At 44.4% G+C, this 22284-nt stretch carries 16 protein-coding genes, 1 pseudogene and 2 CRISPR repeat arrays; of the genes and pseudogenes, 12 read left to right on the plus strand and 5 right to left on the minus strand.

Annotation, left to right across the window (positions count from 1 at the left end):
• The first annotated feature begins 36 nt into the window (after positions 1-36).
• From greA to H5T88_06585, 3 genes are all read left to right on the plus strand, one after another.
• A complete protein-coding gene (gene greA, locus H5T88_06575) occupies positions 37-510 on the plus strand; it encodes a transcription elongation factor GreA (GenBank protein MBC7330009.1) in 474 nt (157 codons plus the stop codon).
• Entirely contained in the window at positions 510-1976 is a 1467-nt protein-coding gene (lysS, locus tag H5T88_06580) for a lysine--tRNA ligase (GenBank protein ID MBC7330010.1), read from the plus strand. The genes greA and lysS overlap by 1 nt, the downstream gene beginning before the upstream one ends.
• Before the next feature lie 323 nt (positions 1977-2299).
• On the plus strand, positions 2300-3022 hold the full coding sequence (locus H5T88_06585) for a ThuA domain-containing protein (protein MBC7330011.1): 723 nt from the start codon (positions 2300-2302) through the stop codon (positions 3020-3022).
• Positions 3023-3075: 53 nt separating this feature from the next.
• Here the strand turns inward: H5T88_06585 and H5T88_06590 are convergent, their stop codons facing one another.
• Positions 3076-6012: an NPCBM/NEW2 domain-containing protein gene (locus H5T88_06590; GenBank protein MBC7330012.1), complete on the minus strand. Its 2937-nt coding sequence runs from the start codon at positions 6010-6012 to the stop codon at positions 3076-3078.
• Positions 6013-6088: 76 nt separating this feature from the next.
• Entirely contained in the window at positions 6089-6331 is a 243-nt protein-coding gene (locus H5T88_06595; GenBank protein MBC7330013.1) for a hypothetical protein, read from the minus strand.
• A 173-nt stretch (positions 6332-6504) separates the two neighbouring features.
• On the opposite strand from H5T88_06595, the gene H5T88_06600 reads away from it, so the two are divergent.
• The 9 genes and pseudogenes from H5T88_06600 (at position 6505) to H5T88_06640 (ending at position 13165) form a co-directional block, all read left to right on the plus strand.
• Positions 6505-6690, plus strand: a complete 186-nt coding sequence (locus tag H5T88_06600; GenBank protein ID MBC7330014.1) for a hypothetical protein — start codon at positions 6505-6507, stop codon at positions 6688-6690.
• Between the two features lie 98 nt (positions 6691-6788).
• Positions 6789-7298, plus strand: coding sequence for a zinc-binding dehydrogenase (locus tag H5T88_06605; protein MBC7330015.1), 510 nt, complete (start codon positions 6789-6791; stop codon positions 7296-7298).
• Positions 7299-7315: 17 nt separating this feature from the next.
• Complete coding sequence (locus tag H5T88_06610) at positions 7316-7750, plus strand: hypothetical protein (GenBank protein MBC7330016.1); 435 nt, start codon at positions 7316-7318, stop codon at positions 7748-7750.
• Positions 7751-7766: 16 nt separating this feature from the next.
• The gene (locus tag H5T88_06615) at positions 7767-9764 is read left to right on the plus strand and encodes a hypothetical protein (protein ID MBC7330017.1); all 1998 of its coding nucleotides are present in this window, start codon (positions 7767-7769) and stop codon (positions 9762-9764) included.
• Positions 9765-10116: 352 nt separating this feature from the next.
• Positions 10117-10404 (plus strand): hypothetical protein, encoded by a 288-nt coding sequence (locus tag H5T88_06620; protein MBC7330018.1) that lies wholly within the window; start codon positions 10117-10119, stop codon positions 10402-10404.
• Positions 10405-10421: 17 nt separating this feature from the next.
• Complete coding sequence (locus H5T88_06625; protein ID MBC7330019.1) at positions 10422-10640, plus strand: hypothetical protein; 219 nt, start codon at positions 10422-10424, stop codon at positions 10638-10640.
• A gap of 247 nt (positions 10641-10887) precedes the next feature.
• Positions 10888-11019: pseudogene (locus H5T88_06630) on the plus strand (L,D-transpeptidase).
• The gene (locus H5T88_06635; GenBank protein MBC7330020.1) at positions 11011-11643 is read left to right on the plus strand and encodes a M23 family metallopeptidase; all 633 of its coding nucleotides are present in this window, start codon (positions 11011-11013) and stop codon (positions 11641-11643) included. Before H5T88_06630 ends, H5T88_06635 begins: the two are co-directional and overlap by 9 nt.
• A gap of 244 nt (positions 11644-11887) precedes the next feature.
• Positions 11888-13165 carry a hypothetical protein gene (locus H5T88_06640; protein MBC7330021.1) on the plus strand — a complete coding sequence of 426 codons (1278 nt, stop codon included), beginning with the start codon at positions 11888-11890 and terminating at the stop codon, positions 13163-13165.
• 191 nt (positions 13166-13356) lie between these two features.
• A CRISPR array of direct repeats spans positions 13357-14448; the repeat unit is 30 nt; unit sequence GTTTCAATCCCTTATAGGTAGGCTTCAAAC.
• A gap of 116 nt (positions 14449-14564) precedes the next feature.
• Here H5T88_06640 and cas6 read toward each other — a convergent pair.
• The 3 genes from cas6 to H5T88_06655 form a co-directional block, all read right to left on the minus strand.
• Positions 14565-15374, minus strand: a complete 810-nt coding sequence (gene cas6 / locus H5T88_06645) for a CRISPR-associated endoribonuclease Cas6 (GenBank protein MBC7330022.1) — start codon at positions 15372-15374, stop codon at positions 14565-14567.
• Positions 15375-15583: 209 nt separating this feature from the next.
• A complete protein-coding gene (locus H5T88_06650; GenBank protein MBC7330023.1) occupies positions 15584-18766 on the minus strand; it encodes a DUF4434 domain-containing protein in 3183 nt (1060 codons plus the stop codon).
• 161 nt (positions 18767-18927) lie between these two features.
• A CRISPR array of direct repeats spans positions 18928-20524; the repeat unit is 29 nt; unit sequence TTTCCATTCCACTATGGTTCGATTGAGAC.
• Positions 20525-20991: 467 nt separating this feature from the next.
• A complete protein-coding gene (locus H5T88_06655; GenBank protein ID MBC7330024.1) occupies positions 20992-22284 on the minus strand; it encodes a TIGR02710 family CRISPR-associated protein in 1293 nt (430 codons plus the stop codon).

Consider the following 22284-nt stretch of genomic DNA (forward strand, 5'->3'; position numbering starts at 1 on the left):
TAAAAGGGAACGAAAATTAAACAGGGAGGAGAATTGATGCGAAGAGAGATAATATTGACCGCCCGTGGTTATCAGCGTTTAAAGGAGGAGTTGGATTACCTCAAAGCGGTTCGCAGGAAAGACATCCGGGAACGCCTGAGGGAGTCCCTTGACTTCGGCGAGGTAGGAGAGAATCCCGAATATGAGGAGCTGAAGAGGGAGCAGGCTATGATTGAAGGAAGAATAGAGGAGCTGGAAGCCATCTTGAGCCTCGCTCGTGTTCTTGAAGAGGATAGCATTAACACTGAAAGCGTTGATATTGGGTCAAAGGTTACGGTTCTTGACTTAGATACCCAGCAGACATCCCAGTTCACTATCGTTGACCCCCTGGAGGCAAATCCCCGAGAGGGCTATCTCTCCGTTGAATCGCCCATAGGCTCCGCCCTCCTCAACAAGAAGAAAGGGGATGAGGCAGTAGTAAAAGTTCCTGCAGGTACCCGTAGGTTGAAGATAGTGGACATATCCAAGTAATGGCGAAAGAAAGTCTTGTCCAGAGCCGTCTCAATAAGCTGCAGCAGCTTAGGGAAAGAGGAATAAATCCTTTCGCTGAGGAAAGGTTTGACCGTTCCCACCTCGCCCAGGAGGTGAAGGATAACTTCTCCTCCCTGGAAGGAAAGAATTGCAAGGTGGCGGGGAGGGTCCTCGCGATTAGGAGCCACGGGAAGAGCACTTTCCTTGACCTCCACGACTCCTCAGGTAGGATTCAAATCCTTATCAGAAAGGACAAAGTAGGGGAGGAGCTCTATGAGCTCCTCCCCCTTATGGATATAGGGGATATCATCGGAATCAGCGGGGATGTTATCAAGACGAAGACGGGCGAAATAACCATAGAAGCCACTGATTTCGTCTTTCTCGCCAAATCGCTCCAGCCTTTTCCAGAAAAATGGCACGGTTTGCGAGAACCGGAATTAAGATACCGATTCCGCTACCTTGACCTCATAGTAAACGAAAAGACGAGGGAGATATTCTATAAAAGGGCGAAAATCGTCCAAGGGATAAGGGATTTCCTTACCCAAAAAGGCTTCCTTGAGGTTGAAACACCTATGATGCAGCCCATTCCCGGTGGAGCTTTCGCCCGTCCCTTCATCACCCATCACAATGCCCTTGATATAGACCTCTACCTCCGCATCGCCATAGAGTTATACCTCAAAAGGCTCCTCGTGGGAGGAATTGAGAGGGTATTTGAATTGGGCAAATGCTTCCGAAACGAGGGCATCTCAACTCGCCACAATCCCGAATTCACCCTCTTGGAAGCCTATATGGCTTATGGTAATTTAGACGACATCAAAAAACTCACAGAGGAAATGCTTCATTATCTGGCGCAGAGGGTTCAAAACAGTGAGGAAATCCGGTTCAAAGGGAATACAATCTCCCTTCGCCCTCCTTTCCAATCCTATTCCCTTTATGAACTGCTAAAGAGGGAAACGGAGATTGATTGGGAGAGGGTGAAGGACTTAGATGAGGCGAAAAAATTGGCTGAATCCCTTGGGGTGGATGCCACAACCGATAGGACGGTTGGCGATGTCGTTTTGAAGGTCTTTGAGAAATTGGTTGAGCCGAAGCTGATTCAACCAACGTTCGTGGAGGATTTCCCTGTTGAGGTATCACCGTTAGCCAAAAGAAGGTTAGACGCACCCCACTTAGCTCGTAGATTTGAGCTATTCGTAGGTGGTGAGGAGATAGCTAATGCTTTCTCTGAGCTCAACGACCCATTGGACCAGAGGGAGAGGTTTATGGAGCAGATGAGAAGGAGGGAAGCGGGGGATGAGGAGGCACATAGGATGGATGAGGACTTCCTTCTTGCCCTTGAATATGGTATGCCGCCAGCGGGTGGGTTGGGGGTAGGGGTTGATAGATTGGTTATGCTTTTCACCGATTCTCCCTCCATAAGGGAGGTCATCCTCTTTCCACTCCTCCGCCCGAAGGAAGAGGAATAACCCTCCAATCCATAACGAACCCGCCGAAGGCGGGCGTGGCAATCCTTCCCCTTGTCATTGCAAGCCTCCCGAAGGGAGCCCGTGGCAATCTCATATTTAATCATGGAGAAGGAATGAAATCGCCAGGTCCTCCTTTTTCAATCTGATTCATCATCTTTTATTTATTTTTCAAAAACCTTTACCCATGCCGGCAATGACATAAATGGTGCTCCCCTACTCCTTTGCACTCCCACACTTTCCCATAATAACAACAAAAAATCTCTTGCCTCTCAACATCCTCATATCTATACTTTTCCAAATCATTATGAAAGGAGGTCTTAAAAATGAAGATACGTGTTTTGGTTTGGAACGAAGGCAGACACGAGAAATTGGATAAAAGGGTAGCGGAGGTCTATCCAGAAGGTATTCACGGCGCCATTGCCAAGCACTTGAGAACCCAGCCGGATATGGAAGTCCGCACCGCTACCCTTGACGAGCCCGAACACGGCTTGACGGAAGATGTCCTCAATAACACGGATGTTCTCATCTGGTGGGGTCATATGGCGCATCACGAAGTCCGCGATGATATCGTGGAAAGGGTTTATAACAGGGTATTGAACGGTATGGGATTGATAGTTCTCCACTCGGGGCATTTCTCCAAGATTTTCAGAAAGCTTATGGGAACCACCTGCGATTTGAAGTGGAGGGAGATAGGGGAGAAGGAGAGGATTTGGGTGATAGAGCCGGGTCATCCCATAGCGCAAGGATTGGATGAATACATAGAGCTGGAGCACACGGAGATGTATGGCGAGAGGTTTGATATTCCTGCTCCCGATGAACTCGTCTTCATCAGCTGGTTTGCAGGCGGAGAGGTATTCAGAAGCGGTTGTTGCTTTTACAGAGGTAAGGGCAAGATATTCTATTTCCGACCAGGACATGAGACCTATCCAATATATCACAATCCCAAGATATTGAAGGTGATAGAGAACGCTGTTCGTTGGGCGGCGCCCACCGCTGGACCTACACCACAGTTTGGCAACAGGCCGCCTCTGGAGAAGATAGAATAAAGAACTTTTTGGTGGCGGGGAGCCATCTTGAGATGGCTCCCCGCCACAATCTTTCACTCATATAAAATAGCTTCCGCCCAATCGGCATGGTCTGCGTTGATCCCATCCCCTGCATCGCCTACCCTCAACTCCAAAATATCTACCCCCGAAATTTCCAAATCCACCATCTTCGCCCCATCGTTCACAGTCATAACCCCGCTCTCCCATAGCTTCCTGCCATCTCCCCAAACCTCAAATACAACCGTATTCCCCACAACCTCCTTATCCGCTCCCACATAAGCGGTGAATCTCTTATAGCGCCCGCCCAATTTATAAACTATCCTGCTATTGGCATGAGTTCCCAACCCCCTTGAGAAAATCCTTGAGCCGATTTGCATTGGATTCCCTTGCACGCTTGCATTCCTCCTCAATTCTCCCCAATCCTGCCTTGCTTCCACTGGCTCCAAGGAATCCAAATAGATTCCTTTCTCCAGATACTCATAGGGAAGCTCGCCCTCCACCTCTTCCACGGTCTCCAAAGGTCTCGGCTCCAATAGACAAAGCGAATGGCTTGCCAGCCAATGGGGATGGGAAGGGAAGGAAAGCAAATCGCCCGAAAGACGAACCCTATCCACCCGCTTTCCCTCGCTAATAACCCAAAGAGAGAAACTCGCTTTATCCTTCGCATAAAGCTCCAATTCAAATCGCCCAAACCCCTTCACAGGCACAACCAGAAACGACCAATATTCCGTCTTTGAATAGGGACCCGAGGCAGCCCACCCTGTTTTTGAGCTCGTTATCTCAACATCCAATTTCCTCCCGTTGAATCTCGCCTCTCCATAGGGATGTGAGAAATCATCAGAGGGATATTCAAAAAGGGCGACGACCTTTCCACCCTCAGGCAAAGCGAGGAAAAATCGGGAGGAAATCCTATAATATTCCCTCGCCTCCCCAATCAAGCTCGTGAAATTCGGACCATAAGCGGGTTTATTCCCTTTTACCCTTACCTTTTCCATCTTACAAACGAAATCATCAATCTCCAATTTGGGCAAATTTATCCTGCTCTCTTTATAATTTCCCGAAGTAATCACCAGAACAGTGGTCTCGTAGGGACCGAGCAGGAGGCTGAATTCGTCCCCATAATTCAAACCTCTTGCCAGAACCTCCTTTATGGGATACAAACGAAGGATTGAGAGATTCCTCGCTTTAGGGGAGATACCATATGATAAATCCAATTTAAACGAGAATTTCTTCTCCTCAATGAAGGGATTGCGCACGCAGACCAGTGCATTATCATCATTCCAGTGGACATATCCGTAGGGTGAGCGAGGCATTTTATCCCTAGTCCAATCAACCGCCGAGACCTTCCATCCCTCAGGATGGATAATCCTCGTCCTTCCCAATATATCTTGGTTTTTCTTTCCCCATTTGATGAGGGAAGCCAAGAATTCCCAATCTTTCTTTTTCATAAAGCGAGGATTGATGTAAAGAGATATGAAGAAATGCCCACGCATAAGCGTCATTACTGCGTCATCATAAATCGGCTCGCTCGTCTGATGGACTATCCCAAGCACTTCCTTAGCCTTCATCGGAATGGGAGTTATATCGTGGAGATTATAGAAATCCCTCGCGCTCGTATAGCTGTGCCTATAGATTGGAGAAGGCACCCTCCCATAGGGTGAATCATCTCCATAGGGTCCGACTACGGAATTAACGAACATCAGCCACCAGGGGCTTGGCTCCCAGCCGAAGCAGGTCGTTTCAAGCCAGATATTTGGCTGAGCCTCTCTGAGGGCTAAGCACAAATCTATCAACCCCTCCGCAATTGCCTCCCTTGAGAGAATGCTGGGAAGGTGATGATGGTTGCTTTCCGGACATTCGGGAACATATCCGTCAAATTTCAGCTGATGAATATCATACTTCCTAACAATCTCTACCAGCGCCCTTTTCAAAGCTGATTGATAGCGATTCCCCAACGCCAAACAGGCGTAGAGCTGATTATTCGCCTCAAAGACCTCATAGCCATTTTCTCTTGCCCATCCTAAATCCTGAGCGAAGGGATAACAGCTTGAAGGAGAGAACCAGAGACCCAATTTTGTCCTCATCCGCCTTAATTCATCAACCAAGGTAGTGAAGCCAGTAGGGAAACGCTCTTTTGATATCTGCCAGATGCTCTTTGGCTCCGACCAGCCAGCATCTATCGTGAAGGTATCAAAGGATACGCCATAAGGCTCAAAAAGATTTTCCCTGAATTCCCTGATAAGGGAGACAGCCTCCTTCTCTCCGTAGATGATGGGAAGGCTCCACCAGCTATTGTAATTGAAATGAATCCCCTTGGGGTTGGGTCTCAAGGATTCTATATACTCCTCAAACCATTCCCTGCCCTTCCCAGTTGGGGCTGCTCCGATTACCTCCTTTCTGCTTTCATATTTATCGTTTCTCCTCAGGATTCTCCCCGGCTGATGACCCAAGATAAGTCTTCCCTCCTCCCTTCTCCAAAAGGCAACAGGAAACTCTATCCCGAAGAAGCAATCCTTACCCATTATCGGTTGGCTCTGCCACCAGGAGGGGATGGTTTCAAAATCGCTTCCATCTCCCAACTCCTCAAGGATAACCTCGTTCAATTGCAAGGGCTCATCTGAATCAAGAACCGCAAGCTCTATCCATTTTCTGATGATATTTTTGTTGAGCGATAAATTCAAAACGAGGCTAAAAGCTCCCTTTTTATTTCTTATCGGCTTGAAAATCAGTTTAACGAGTTTTGGGGAAATCTTCTCAACCCTCTCAACCTCCAAGTCTTTTCCGCCTATCCATTGCTCGGAGATGTTCAACTTTATAGAGGAAAGGGAGAGGGTAAGGGAGGAACCTGCTAACTTATTGTAAAGCAGGAGGTTCTTCTTATCCGAGAATTTCAGGGAAAGGAAGTCGTTCTCAAGAAGGGGTTGAGTGAGAACGAGCGAAGCAAAAGATAAGATTAAAAGGAGCCTCAAATTATGTTGGAAGTAATCCATCAAACTCAACTCCTTTCTATTAGCGAGGTGGATAAATTATACACGAAACATCAAAGGAGCAGGGAGATTTTAAAGCTTAAAAAGAGCGGGCAAGGCGGCTCTCCATTTTCCATTCCTTGTCGTTGCTGGCATGGGTAAAGATTTTTGAAAAATAAATAAAAGATGAAGAATCAGATTGAAAAAGGAGGACCTGGCAATTGCATTCATTCACTATGATTGAATACGAGATTGCCACGCCTTCTGCTTCGCAGAAGGCTCGCAATGACAAACGGGCTCTTATCCCGCTACAGAAGGAATTGTCGCTAAAACCTATACCCATAGATGCGAGCTTCCTAAGGCGGGCGTGGCAATCTCAAAGAGAGTGCCACCTATTGTTCGTTACAAACAATAAAATCCCAGCAACTACCTCTCCAAAAGAAAAAAACCAAAAATTTCACAACCAATTTACATTTCAAATACTTTGTTTTAAAATTTCCTAAGGAGGAGAAACAAATGAGGTATTACGAGAAAGGCAAAGCAACTATTGTCGGAGATAGGGCTATGGCTAATGAGGTGAGATATTATCCCGACTATGCATCAGCTTGGGGAGGGCAATGCGAATATGCAATAAAGAATCCCAAAACAAGCCCCGCCCTGATGGATAGACCAGCGAAAATCCCCGATAAATGTCTCCTATGAGGAAGCGGTTGTCGCCTATCTCGCCTGCGTTGCGAAGAAGGGCATAGATATGGTTGGTATAAGGGAAGGAGAAAGCGTTCTTATCATCGGAATGGGAAATGTTGGCTTATCCGCTTTACAATTGGCAAAATTGTACGGGAGCGAGCAGAGTCATAGCGGGAGATGTGAGGGAAAGCAGATTGAGATTAGCTAAGAAATATACCCCCTATATTTTAAATCTCTCCCATCCCGATAGGGTAAAGAAGTTTTTAGAGCTGAACAATGGGAAATTGGCGGATGTCTTGATTGAATTCAGCGGAAATCCCGCCCTCGTTGACACGATTCCCGATTATATAAAGCCGGGCGGGAGAATCCATCTTCTCGGTCAATATAGGGAGCCAGTGATAATCACAAGATACGCGAGATGGAACAACAAGGATTTGCGTATATCCTGCTCAATCGCTCTCAATCCCAGCGGTAAAGAGGAAATTCTCTCCCTCATCTCCCAAGGGGAATTTGACGCTAAATCCCTCTATACAACCATCTATCACATTGATGATACGCCCAAAGCCTACAAGGAACTTGAGGAAAACAGGGATATCTTGAAGATTCTCCTCCGATGGGAATGAGAAAGGGGGTTTGAAAAATGGAATATAAGTTCACATCTTCCTGTTGGGGATTTAGCTTTTGGGATTTCCCCAAGTATTGCCGATTTATGAGGGAAATAGGCATCAGCGATATCTGTGCCATGTTCAAGGACGCAAACGATTTCCCCTTCGGCATCCCTAAGAACGAAAAAGCAGCGAAAGAGGCGCTGAAAATAGCGGAGGATAACGGCGTGAGGAATACAGTGGAAAATCAAGGAGAAGACCCGATTAGCGCTCTTGACGATGTCCTCCCCTTCATACGCTTCACCTACTTTAAGAGCGTGAAATATCAGGACCACAGTTATAAAAAGATTTTTGCTAAACTCCTGCCCGTTTACGATGGCTATATCGGTCTTGAATACGAGGAGCCAAGCGATGTCGCAGAGGGAACGAGTGACGATTTGAACTATATAAAGAATCTCCTGAATCTTTAAGAGGAGGTGGGATTCTATGTTAATCTTCTTCAGCCTCATCTTGGGGATTAGCTCATCCTTGCTCGCTCAGGGCAATGTTGCGACCATCCACATCAATCCCCAAAAAGAGCTCGGAAAGGTCAATCGCTTCGTTTTCGGAAACAATCAGATAGGATATCAATACGACGCCTGGGAATGGACATCTCCCGAATATTCCGATAGAGGCTCAGGGATATGGGACCCGGATAAAAACGAGCCCGTAAAGGAAATGGTCAAGTTCGCAAAGGATATCGGGATGACGATTGCTCGCTATCCGGGAGGCTGTGGCTCCCATAGATTCAATTGGAAGAAAACCATTGGTCCCTTAAGCGAGCGTCCAAACCAGAAATTCGGTCTACCCGAATTCCTGCGCTTCTGCTCCGCCATCAACGCAACCCCTATAATCACCGTTGCGGAATATTTCGGAACTCCACAGGACGCAGCCGACTTAGTTGAATACCTGAACGCTCCCGATGATGGGAAGCATCCTTGGGCGAGGAAGAGAGCGGAGGACGGTCATAAGGAACCCTGGAATGTCCTATGGTTCGAGTTCGGGAACGAGAGCGACCACGGCGACCATAAAGGGAAAAGATATACAGCGGAGGAGTATGCTCGGCTCTTTAGAGAATATCGTTCAGCTATGAAGAAAGTGGACCCAAGAATAAAGCTGGGTGCAGTCCTCTTCAACGATGTGAAGACCCCGATCAATTCCTGGACGAAAGAGGTCGTCAAGCTCACTGGAGATATAGCCGATTTTTACATCCATCATGCCTACATCCCTCACTATTACAGGAACGACGGAGTTCCCGATGCGAAGACCTTATTTCAAATCGCCCTCGCTGGTCCACGCCAGATAAAAGAATTTTATAGAGAGTTGAGGAAATTCATAAATGAGACGACGGGAAGGAATATCCCCCTTGCGATAACCGAATTCAATGGACATTTCGTTCAGGAGAAGCCCGTCCCCTATCGGCTGAGCCTCGGCTGTGCCCTCATCGTAGCGGAGCTTCTGCAGGTCTTCCTTCAACCGGAATTCAACATAGCCAATGCCCAGTATTGGCAGTTCGCAAACGAATATTGGGGGATGGTTAAGGGATACAATCCGCCCTATACCCTCCGTCCCGCCTATTGGGTCTTCTGGCTCTATAACCATCACTTTGGCGATATTTTGATAGATGCGAAAGTTGAATGCGATACCTACGATATCCCTGGTGGCTACGGGGTGATTCCCCAGGTAGGCAAGCCGACGGCTTTCCGCCTTTATCCCGGAAACATCCTCCCCAAGCAGAAATGGGAGTTGAACGATGTCAAGGGAGTCAAACATTGGGAGGAAGAGGATGGGACCCTTGTCGTGGAGATACAAACTGATGAGGATTTGAATTACTATCACGCGAGGAAGAAGATGCCAGCTGAACCATTGATGGGCTATAGGGTAACTGCGGAAATAAGGACTGAGGGATTGGAGAATTCAAAGGGAGCGCAGATACAGGTGGGGGATGGAAGGGGCTGGGTGGCGACGCAATCGGCTCTTCTATCGGAGGAAGTGAAGAGCCACGAATGGAAGAGGGTGAGCGTTGATTACATAACGCTTCCCGATACGAAGGAGATAGAAATCCTTGCGAGGAGGCTTGAGGGAGGCGGGAGCAGGGGAAAGATTTGGGTGAGGAATGTTGAAGTGGAGAAGTTTCAGCCATTCAATTTGGGAGCTGTTCCCTATTTGAGCGTTATAGCGAGCAAGAGCGAGAAGGGAAAGAGGATTTATTTGGCTATAGTGAACAAGAAGATGGAGGGAACAATGGAGGCGAGGATAGAGGGAGTGAGAGCGAGGGGAGGGAAGGCTTTTTGTCTAACTGGACCAAGCGTTGATGCTACGAACGAGGAAAATCCGGAAAATGTGCGAGTTAAGGAGATAGGGGTGGAGATAAGAGGGGATAGTGTGAAATTATCGCTTCCTCCCCACTCTTTTACAGTAGTTGAGCTGGAGGCGGCTCAATAGAGGTAGATGAAAGCTGAGCGAAAAGGGCAAGGGTGTAATTTCCTCAAGTAATTAAGAGGAGATAGCCGAACAAAAGCGGGGGCGGGATGGCGTCAGCCATCCCGCCCCCAAATAAAAAGGAGGTGGTTTTGGAGGGCCCCCACCACCCCAGTAATTCTATTTTAATCACCAAACTTCATATTGTCCAATTGGCACAATCAAAACCCCATCAATAATCCAATCCCTCATAGGTAGGCTTCAAACGTTTAAAATTAGAAGATATTAACAAAAAATTTTGATATTCCAATAAAAAAGAGAAAAAAACAAGGAAGCAAAAATAATATTTTAGACGATTTATTAAAAAGGTTAAAATATGAAAGCTAAATATTTTGAAGAAAAAGATTTTATTAAATTAAATAATAATTATTGGGAGATTTTAAAGATAGAACATTCTCATCTTGGAAGAGGAAGAGCAAATTTAACATTTATTTTGAAAAACTTAGAAAATGGTTCGGTATTGACGAAAAATTTTAAACCTGATGAGGAAATTGAAGAAATAGATATTGAAAAGAGAAAAATCAAATATTTATTTATGAAAAATAATGAAGTTTATTTTTTAGATGAAGATGGAAAAAATTTAAACTCGATACTCAAAACTTAGGAAATAAAATTAATTTTTTGAAACAGGATCTTGATATCAAAGGAATTTTTGTTGATGATGAGCTAATAGGAGTTGAATTACCAATAAAAGCTGTTTATGAAGTTGTATCAGCACCTCCAAATGTAAAAGGAAATTCAGAAAAAACAAATTCTAAAATTGTTACAATAGAAACAGGCGCACAAATATCAGTTCCATTATTTATTAATGTTGGTGATAAAATAAGGTGTGTTAGTTAATGTAAAAGAAAAATTCCAAAGGTTAGTGAAAAAGGGTTTCCGAGATAAATTTAAGCGAGAACAAGATACATTTTTATGAGTTTGGTAGGCTAAAAGATAGTTTTAAAATAGCATATCAATCAAAAGAAGGAGTTTGGTATCAAACCCCTACAGGATATTTTAGGATAGGAATAAAAACGAAGAAACATTTATCTTCAATATTTCCGGTTTATATGGATTATGCAGTTCAATTTTATGAAGATTTTTTATCCACGGAATACCATATTATGAAAATGGGCAAAAAGTAAGTTCTCAATTTTCTGGAGGATGCATCAGGTTAGAAGATAATGATGCAAGAAGATTTTATAATTTAGCGCAAAATGGCGATCTTGTGATAATTTTTCTAACATTAGATAATTTCGAAATAAATGATAAATTTCCTTCCCCAGTTAATAAAGATGAATATTGGATAAGACAAAGATTTAACAGTCCACTAAGATCAAGATATACAAGAAGCGCGGATAGGAAGATAGATTATATTCAACATGCTGGTATAGATTTAGCACCTAACCCAAATGCAAAAGATTTTAATGTTTACTCTATATATAACCGAAAGATTGTTAAAATTGTTAAAAATGGCGGTGATGACCATGGGTTAGGAAATCTTATAATCATTGGACATGATATAAATAATTCAAAAATATATTCTCTTTATGCTCGTTTAAGAAAGATAAGAGATGGCTTAAAAGAGGGAGATTATATTAAGAAGGGAGAAATAATTGGAGAAATAGGTGCTACTGGTTATGGATGTAATTATTGGAGAATAGGAGAAGATGGGTGTGATAAATTAAGTAGATTAGACACATATTTGCATTTTGAGATAAAGATTTTGTCAAAGTTAGAAAGCCCATTAGATGCTAAATGTTTTGTGAATAATAGTTTTAAAAATTGCTATGGTTATACACCAGATAATCCAGAAAAATACGGCTACATAAACCCATTAAAATTTTTGTCATCAGAATAAAACAAAAATCTTCTAAATTACATTAGCTTCTTCTTGTATTATTTTTAAATCTAATCTACTACCACATGATATAATCAAATATTTATTAGAAAATAAATCAATACCACATTTATATGGTAATTTTAATATTATTACAAAATGCATATTTATAATGTTTCAAAAAATTCTCAAATTTAAAAACTTTGCTTTTTAAAAAAATTTTTAGATAATTATAGTAGACATCTAAAAAGGAGGTGAAAAAAAAGTGCGAAAAGTTTTTTTGGTGGTGTTTAGTGTTAGTGTGCTCCTATTGATGGGATGTGCCAGAAGTGGAAGTGGTGGCATAATTCCTATTCCTAACCCTGTTCCTGATGAATACAGAGTAATAGTAGAGGTTACCCCCCAAGAAGTCTATGAGGGTGAGGAGGTTAGCTGTTTTGCAGATATTACCCCAGGAGATTATGGCGGAGTGATAACGTGGGAGCAAATCCCCTCTACTCCCAGCGGAATTTTTAACCCACCGACAGGGGAGACCACCAAATGGAAAGCACCAGATGTGGAAATGCGAACCGAATTTGAAATAAAAGCCTCAATAGTAGTAGGTCAAACAACCTATACTGGCAGGGCAACAGTTGTTGTCCTACCAAAAGAAGCCCCGCCGGTGTATCCACCTCAGATTGTAATTGATTATCCCTTTGATAAGATCGTTGTAGGCAGCGAAACGATTATGACAATTCTAGGAAAACTCAAAGAAGGCAGCAATCCTATAGATAGAATCGAGGTAGAAATAACTGATGATAATGAAGTGGCAATTCTAGAAACATTTGGAAATGAAGTCATAGAAGATATAGGTGGTGGTATTAAGTGTTTCAGGTTAGATATAAAGCATTTCGGAGCTCCTGGATACAAGCAAGTCAAGGTTAGGGTAATAGATAAACAGGGAGTATTCGGAGAGTCTACTATAGAAGTCATAAACGATGATATCCTACTCGAAGAAAAGGCGTTGGAGTTTTTGAGAAAGTACAACTGCTTGTTTGATGGAGGAACCCAACGGTTCGGAAACTTGAATACCGGACCATATCACAGGCCGGTGAGGGTATATATAAACACGGTAGAGAAGTGGAAATCGTTAATCGAGCAGGGGTGCGAGTTCTGGACCAGATATTCAGGCATTGAATTTGAGCTGTTGGTCAGCGAGGGAGAACCAGAAAAACCTGTTGTGATCATAAGCGATGAAACTACGCAGGATCTTGGCAATGTAGTTGCTATGACATATCTATACGGCCTCGATGATCACGAGACAACAACCAGCGTGATAAAACTGTATAAAGGCTTTTTAGAACTAAGCGATCCGATGAAGATAGGCATTATAGCCCATGAATTAGGACATGTCTTACTTACGTCGAAAGAAGTGACAGAATTTGGTTGTTATTTCACAATGTGGCCATATGGATGTCCTATAGACCAACAGGTAATTCCTCCTGAAGTACAGAAAGCAATTAAGTTGTTATATACCCACGAGCCTGGCTGGATCCCTCAGTAAATCCTAAATTAAGAGGTTCCTGAAGAGGGGAACCTTATTAATCTTTAAAACCGTTCTTTTATCAGCCTCATAGATTTTAGAGGGAATCTTGGGTGTATGTGGCGCCCCACCACCACAATTTTCCCAATTATACTTTGTAGGATTATCTTGAGTTTTTATACAACATTTAAAACTTCCTATATTAGAATCAAATTTCAATCCCTTATAGGTAGGCTTCAAACGAAAGCATCCTGAGGTGGGGGTGGTAGCGGGAAGGAGTTTCAATCCCTTATAGGTAGGCTTCAAACCAGACCCTACGGTTCGGGCGGGGGTGGAATTCATTCGGTTTCAATCCCTTATAGGTAGGCTTCAAACAAGTCGGCATCCTTGAAATCTTCAAGATTGAAGCCCTGTTTCAATCCCTTATAGGTAGGCTTCAAACATTTGGATATCCTCCGCAGGAAAACAAGGGAAGCGGGTTTCAATCCCTTATAGGTAGGCTTCAAACTCAAGCGCACCCAAGAGGTGCATCAGAATGTGCTCAAAGTTTCAATCCCTTATAGGTAGGCTTCAAACGTGGGTGGGGTGTTATGTTCGGGTCTACGACTGGCAGTTTCAATCCCTTATAGGTAGGCTTCAAACTAGAATGGTGAAGCAAAATTCCCCGCAGAGGAGAGGTTTCAATCCCTTATAGGTAGGCTTCAAACTACCCTCGGCAGCGCGTGAGTTATCATTGATTATGGGGTTTCAATCCCTTATAGGTAGGCTTCAAACGCTTTTGCGTAGTTGCCTGCGATGTCTTGAATTCTGTTTCAATCCCTTATAGGTAGGCTTCAAACAAAAATTAAAAGAAGGGAGGTTTTGTATATGTTTCCTGTTTCAATCCCTTATAGGTAGGCTTCAAACAAAAATTAAAAGAAGGGAGGTTTTGTATATGTTTCCTGTTTCAATCCCTTATAGGTAGGCTTCAAACGTCCACTGGGTAGGGTTATCGGGTGCGTTCCTTGAGGTTTCAATCCCTTATAGGTAGGCTTCAAACTAAGCAACTGGTTCTCCATTTCCTTTTGGATACGGCGTTTCAATCCCTTATAGGTAGGCTTCAAACTCCCTCCTTCCCAATTAGAAATTGCATTGAGGTGGGGGTTTCAATCCCTTATAGGTAGGCTTCAAACTTCATAACCATCTTTATATTCTTTGTCAGCCTGGTCGTTTCAATCCCTTATAGGTAGGCTTCAAACGGAACTTCGCCAGGTGGACAAAGCGGGTGGTTCACAGTTTCAATCCCTTATAGGTAGGCTTCAAACCCGTTGGTTTGTCTATATTTATAGTAAATATGCGATATTTTGGCAAGTATTTTTGCTATTTTGAAAGCAATTTTGGGGAATTTCCCTATTATTTTTCCATCTCAAATTTTAAATTGTCAAGGATAATCGCTGAAATTGTCGTCGGTCTCCAAGGGTTTTCTCGCTACTCGCGACCGACGAAATCCCCCTTCCTCTCTCAATATCTCAAAACATCCAAATCCCTGTGAGTTCTTCGCCCCTAAACCCGCATCCCAACCAAGCTTTATCAACTCCGGCTCTCCCCTTATCTTGTATATCCCCATCCACCCCTTTATCCATGTCCCTTTGTAGTTTATTATCTTCTCGTCTCCCCTCCCCACCTTTATCGGCTCAATAATAAATTCCTCACTCCCTCTGTATTCTCCATATATAACTTTGTATTTCTTTATCAAATTCTCCTTTATTAGACGAGAAAACTCCTCCTCCCTTGGATTGTAATAGTATGTCTTCCGCCCTCCCGTGGCGGTCATAAGAGTGGAATAAACCGTCATAGGCGATAGCATCCTTATCGTCTCTTCCTCCCTTACCTGGGGCGTGAACTTGACCCCTACCCACTCTAAATACAGCTCGTTCCTAGCTAACCTCAGTGTGTGTAAACGCACGAGCGTCTCCGCTAATCCCTCAAGCATCTCATGATAGGGTGATGAGATGACGAGATAAAGGGAGGGAGGAAAGATTAGTTTATCGCCTTCCCTCCGCGCCTTCGCTATTATGCGGGAGAAGGTGAAAAGACGAAAACAACGCTTCTCGTAGGGGAAACCCTCACTATGAAGTTTATCGGCTAATTTTGAGGGAAGATTGGCATATATGAAGGATTGAACTATGTAGTTGTAGTGAAGGGGAAGCTCCACTGACCTCTCAGATTGTAATAGTATTTCAAGACGCAAGTTGGTGGGAACACCTCCGTTTTTTAAAACCATTAGAAGTATGGGATATTAAATGTAATATGTCAATGTTATTCCGCTCCGAAGAAAGGCACTCTATTACAGGGGCGGAGATTGCCTCGCCCGCCTTTGGCGGGCTCGCAGACTGATAAGGATGTTTTCCTACGGTAAGCTCTCACATCTGCGTTTCGTTTTTACCCGAACCCTTTCCATTAAAAGGACGTCTTCTCAATTTCTAAACTGCCCAAGAATTTCCCATATTCCCCAAACAGCTCTATCGCTTTCGGGGCTATGCCCTTGGGCGAGAAGTAGTGGGGGATATCAAAGACAACGATTCTGTCTCCATAGGGAAACGCCATATCTATTTGGCGCTTAAATCTCTCCCAATCGCAGGCATTGTATCTTGAATCAAAAGCCTCAACTTCAATCCAAAGTTCTTTCCCCGCCAATCTGCAATTCTCCGCCAACCACTCCTGACAAGCCTGCGAGCTCTGAAAATCGCTCAATCCCGTCCCTATCCCATCAATCAAAAGAAAGACATCCGCCCTTGCCTCCGATATTGTGGGTAGCCAAAAAGGGGCGAGGAGCTCAGGCATCGCCCTGCGCCATTTACCGCCCTCATAGAGCAGATACAGCCCCACGGGAACAATCAGCTTCAGGGAACGAGAACGAGAGAAATCTGCGAAACGATTGATTAAATCTATCCAATCCCTCACGGCAATTCCAGATTTATAATGGACCTCGGGAGGGAGATAGATTCCTTTGAAGGAGCTATGCCTCCCATATCTTTTGACCAATTCCTCCATCAGCTTGAAGGATTCTTCCTCCCATCTCCTCAATTCCTCCTTGCTTGGCTTGTCTGTGAGTAGGGGGAAAAGCCCGAGATAGACCTCGCCTTTCGCCTCATCTCCCGCCTTAAGAATAGCCTCTATTGGGTCCCTTCCTCTCCACTCCTCCATTTGAGGATAGATTTTTGAGGGATAGAGAGTCTGAAAAGCACCCTCTACCTCCCAACCAGCATATTGGATTATTTGACACTTCATCCCCAATTTAGCCAATTCCCTAACATTTCTTCTGATATCATCATCCCTCAAGAACTGCTTTGCCTGAACTTTGCTTATCTGCCAGAATCCACCCTGAAGAGGAGGTTTAATGGCGAAATCCCTTCCTATAAAAGCCCCATTTCCGCCCGTGCCGACATAGAGGCGAGACGGGTCAAATGGGTCTATGGAGATGCAGGAGATGTTGAGATGGCTGAGCCCTTCGTTCACCTTCCGCCAGGTCTTGCCTCCATCCGAGCTTTTGAGGACGCCCTCCGCGACGCAATCGTCGTGGTAGGGATGGTCGGTTGTAGTGGCATAGATGATTTCGCTGTTGGTTGGGCTGACAATGGCTGAGGAAACGAAATGATAATCAAGTATTCTCTCCCATCGCTTCCCTCCGTCCACGCTCTTGAACAACCCTCCGGGGTACATTCTTTGTTCCGCCTGCTCGTAATGTTCCCTTACCGCAAGATAGAGCTTTGAGAAATCCTTCGGGTCGGCGATTATCGCCTGAATATTGGCGAAAATCCTTTCTTCATTCAGAAGCTTCCAGCTCTTCCCGCCGTCCTTCGTCTCATAAACTCCGGCGAATTTCGGGGAGCCGCCACATGCTACGATGATATGTTTTCCATTCCTGGGGTCAAGGAGAATTCCCCTCGGCTGTTTGACCGCCTCGGGAGGGAGGTCTCCATTTATGCTATGCCAGCTTTCCCCTCCATCCGTTGACTCATAGAAACCATAGCCGTTGACGGTCGCGAGCAATCTTCTCTTTCCCACCGGGCTTTTCAAATCAAGGATAATCTGCTTAACTTGTCCATTCGGCAGACCATTTCCCACGACCTCCCAGCTATTCCCTCCGTCGTTGCTCTTGCATAAATATCCCTCATTCCAAGCCCATTGACCTGTTCCCGCCCAAATGGTCTTCGGAGATTTAGGGTCAACGACTACTGTAAAGCAATTACCCTCTCCCTTCATCCCCTTATAGCTTCTCTTGAAGCTCAATCCTCCGTCATCGCTTATAAGGAGCCCGATATCAGCATAGCAAAGATAGAGGCGATTGCGCCTCACGGGGTCGGGGACGATTGAATTGAGGCAGGTGACTTCCAATCCATTGCCCTTGAATCTGCCATCGGGGTAGGTGATGCAGTAAGCTTGATGCCAGGATTCGCCTCCATCGTCTGAGAGGAAGAGATGACCGCTTGTTCCGAAGGCGAGGCGTTTGGGGTCGGCGGGCGAGATAGCGAGGCATTCAACGGAGGGACCCCAGAAATCTATCCATCCATAATCCATATTTTTATTTGGTGGGGACGGGCGGGAGACCCACTCCCAGCTTTCACCTCCATCCCTACTTCTATAAACGCCGGGGCACCACCAGGACCTCCCGCCCACATAGACGATATCCCCGTTCTGGGGGTCAACTACGAGCTCGTTATAATTGCTCTGTTCGTAGAGCGATTTCCCCACAATCTTCTTCAATCCCGAATCGCATTCCCGCCAAGTTCTTCCCGCATCATCGCTTCTAAAGACGCCTCCGTTCCAATTCTCTCCCTCCCTTGCGGTCGTTAAGAGGGTCAGATAGACCCTGTTAGGTTGGGAGGGGGCGAAGGCAAGCTCTTGGACTAAGAGTTGAGGAAGCCCATCATTTGATGGCTTCCAGGTTTTCCCTCCGTCATCGCTTCTAAAGACCCCCTTATTCGTCGCGACCAGAATCACCCTCCCATCATCCGGCTTTATCTCAATATCATTTATAACAGCATCTGAGGGAAGCTGTCCAGCGTCAATTCTTTTCCAACTTATGCCTCCGTCCTCGCTTTTATAGATGGCGCCCTGTCCCTGAGCATTTCCGCCCTCCCTTGCTTGGCGAGGGCGTCCTACTCCCGCGTATACGATGTTTGGATTTTGGTGGTCAAAGGCGATAGCTGATATGGGGGAGGAATAGGAATAGCGTTGGGGTGGAGGGAAGCCCTGGGTGATTTTCTTCCAGGATTTTCCTTTATCGGTTGAGCGGAAGATACCTCCCTGCGTGCCGATGAGGATGATGTTGGGATTTTGGGGATTGGGGGCGATGCATTCAACGAAGTAATCCGTTAAGCCTTTGTTTTGGATTTTGAAATGTTTGCCGAAGTCAGTGGAGATATAGAAACCGCCGACATCGCAGCCGAGGAAAATTGTATTGGGGTCTTTAGGGTGGAAGGCGAGGGATTGAATCCAGCCTCCTCCACCGGGACCGAAGTTTTTCCAGAGAATCTCCTGACTTTCCCTTGCTTCGCTTGCTTTTTGCTGAGCGAGAAGGGTAGGGAGGAGAGAGATGAAAAGATGTAAGAGGATGGCGAGCGATTTACTCATCATCATTCACGGGATAATTTTACAAAACCGGACGACTTCCCGCAATCAGTGTTTCGAGAAGAGGGAAAAAGAATAAAGAGGAAATAATCAATTTTACAAGAAAATTCCGCACTGGTTGGATTTTGAAAAACTAAAAATGCGCGAACGCCTACAATCCAAGCAACCCATCACCATTCCACAATGGTTCGATTGAGACGAATGATTAAGAAACAAGGATTTATACAGTTTGAATAGTTTCCATTCCACTATGGTTCGATTGAGACTGTATACTTTGGTCTTTCTCATCGGATTTCAGCAATCCATTTTCCATTCCACTATGGTTCGATTGAGACTATCAGGAAAAATCCTTATAAAATAGAGCCTTTTACTATTTCCATTCCACTATGGTTCGATTGAGACTGACAAGATGATGACAATAGCAGTTGACAAACTTGTAATTTCCATTCCACTATGGTTCGATTGAGACACACTCAAAGGCGTCCGAGTTTCCTTACTGTCCCCTTTGTTTCCATTCCACTATGGTTCGATTGAGACTAGCAAGAAAGAAACTTGACAAGGTTGCCAAGGCAAAATTTCCATTCCACTATGGTTCGATTGAGACACTGAAGGTTGTTGGACACACACTGGGCAGACTTGCCCGATTTCCATTCCACTATGGTTCGATTGAGACTTCTTGTTAGAAAGGCGTGCGACTATGGTCAGGAGTATATTTCCATTCCACTATGGTTCGATTGAGACAATACCATCCCGTCTGCAACGCCATCGCCCACGGGTATTTCCATTCCACTATGGTTCGATTGAGACCGATTTCCCAGGTCCTAACCTGCTCAATGTTAACCTCGTTATTTCCATTCCACTATGGTTCGATTGAGACGAGGCAGAAGAAATAAAGGGGCAAATTTATGTGAGAATTAAAGACAATTTCCATTCCACTATGGTTCGATTGAGACTAAAGGAGGTGTTTTTGATGCGTGTAGAGTATGACAGTTTCCATTCCACTATGGTTCGATTGAGACCTCCAGATGGGTGGACTATTTTGCCTCAGCGGGAGCAGGTTTCCATTCCACTATGGTTCGATTGAGACCTCTGCCACGGGGAAAATCTAAACTCATTATGCCTAATGACGTTTCCATTCCACTATGGTTCGATTGAGACAACATTGACTTACAATGCAACAGGTTCAATACCAGCATTTCCATTCCACTATGGTTCGATTGAGACTTATGAGGCTATCCAGACTTATTTGAACACTTTATCCATTTCCATTCCACTATGGTTCGATTGAGACCAAACAAGCAAAGAAGGAGGTGAACAAGAATGACCCAACCTCTATTTCCATTCCACTATGGTTCGATTGAGACGAGATGGAACTAAAAGGTCTCTCACGCAAGGCGTGGGATTTCCATTCCACTATGGTTCGATTGAGACTGTGCCAGCCTGTCGGCGTCTTCTGGCGTGTATCCGAGCATCATTTCCATTCCACTATGGTTCGATTGAGACTAGAACAGGGCACCCGTCTCCTAGGAGTGTTGGTCCTATTTCCATTCCATTATGGTTCGATTGACAGATTAATTGGGAGGAGTTTCAAGAGAAGAAGCTGGAATTTCCATTCCATTATGGTTCGATTGACCTGAAGAGGGCGAGAGGCGGTATATCCAGCTATGCGAATTTCCATTCCACTATGGTTCGATTGAGACGGTTCCTTCGGCTGGTGGAAGCCGCGAACGAAGTCTGATTTCCATTCCACTATGGTCCGATTGAGACCCAGTTTTCACACTGTTATTTTTATTTATTTTCAATCTTCTTTTATTAATTATATCATCAAATATATATTATGCAACTATTTTCTTTTAGAAATTCTTCTCTTCAATCTTTTTCCCTCTCTCCCTTTACTTTTCTCTAACTCAATTTTTCCCTATTTTCCAAAAATCTCCGATAACGCATTTTCCCTTAGGAGGTCTTTGGAAATTGATTTTTAAAAAATCCCTTTAATATTTGCATATATCAACAAGTTGAAAGACAATTACCTAATTAAAGCTATATTTTTGTCTTATATCATTAAATATCATCAAAAATCCTCTAAAATCACAAAATTGAGGTTTACATTTTTGAAATAAAACCAAATGGTGTTACGAATTTTCTCGCGATCTTTGGAAATTTTTCTGCCTGCACATCGCTTATTTGTGGTCTTTACTTCTCTGGATATCTGTTATAATCCTCCCCTTTAAACCTCACACACCTGCTGAGGATAAAAGCCTATTTATCTCCTCTAAACTGTTCGGCAACTGCTTCGGCTCTTTGTATCCTCCTTTCAATATCTCTTTCAAACAGTGCTTTATAAAGCCCTCTATCCTTGCCTTGATTATCGTATCATATTCCTCCTTTTTAATGCTCCTGAATCCGTGGGCGAGAATGCTCTGATTTCGCCACCTCAACGCATCCTTCAAATCATCCTCGCTTCCCTTGAAAAACTTTCCTACCTCATCACCTAACTCACAGAGCAACTCGTAATCCTCCACCAATCCGAGCTTTATCTTCCCGTCCTTTCTCTTTTTCTCATATGTTTCCTTCAATTTTTTTGGAATTTTCTCTATATCCACATCCCAAGCTTTTATCTCATGACACAGCAACAACCTAAGCTGAGCAAGCGCCTCCATAGCCCTGTAAAGCCTCGCAGTTGCATCATCAAATCTTCCCCTCACCGCACAGCGCTCCGCGTTCAAAAGCAAATCCTGAACAATAGCATATTGGGAATGCTTGTCCTTTGAATAGATGGTGATTTCCCTTTCCTCAACTTCCTTCTCGAAATCCTTCTCAAGCATCATCCTATCTGCAGCTACCCTATCCCAGAAGGAAACATAATCATTCCAAAACGCCTTCTTAAAGGGCTCAATACGTATAATAGCATTTATAGAATCATAAGCATCCCAGAGCCTAAACGCATTGATTATTCTCCGTTTCTTCTTTAAATCCTCTCGCAAATCAGTGGGAAAATGATAATTTACGAGGGCGGAACTAATGTTCTCCTCGGCGCTCGTATAATGGTAATATTTAAGAAGGGAATCAACTAGCGAGAGCAATTCCTCATAGTAAGGGAAGGAAAGATGGATTTTGCAAGTTGTTTCGCCTTCTTTTACCGCTACCAGGTTTCTTCTAATCCCCGTCGTCAAAAAAATTCCTAAATTCAAATGGGTGGCAACCCAGAAAAGAGAGGCGGACATCGTCTTCGTCCCTCCTGTGTAATCCACTACTATATCTGCTCCCGGTTTATCCCTTTTCAAATCTTCAATCTTGTTGAGCATCCTGCTTATACAACTCTCGGGGTCATCTGGTTTGACCATTAGTATTTCGTGCTTGATTTCCCCCGTTTTACTTAAAATAGAGGGCAGGGTAGTATCAGAGCCTTGTGTTTGTCCATCAGCCTCAGTGCAGATGAACAAAACGAAATCGGGCTTTATCCTGTTAATGGCAGTGACCAAGGGTTCTGGGCTTCCGCCAACCGTCAAAACCAAAATCTTTTCCAT

Source organism: bacterium, from assembly GCA_014360495.1.
GTDB lineage: Bacteria > Armatimonadota > JACIXR01 > JACIXR01 > JACIXR01 > JACIXR01.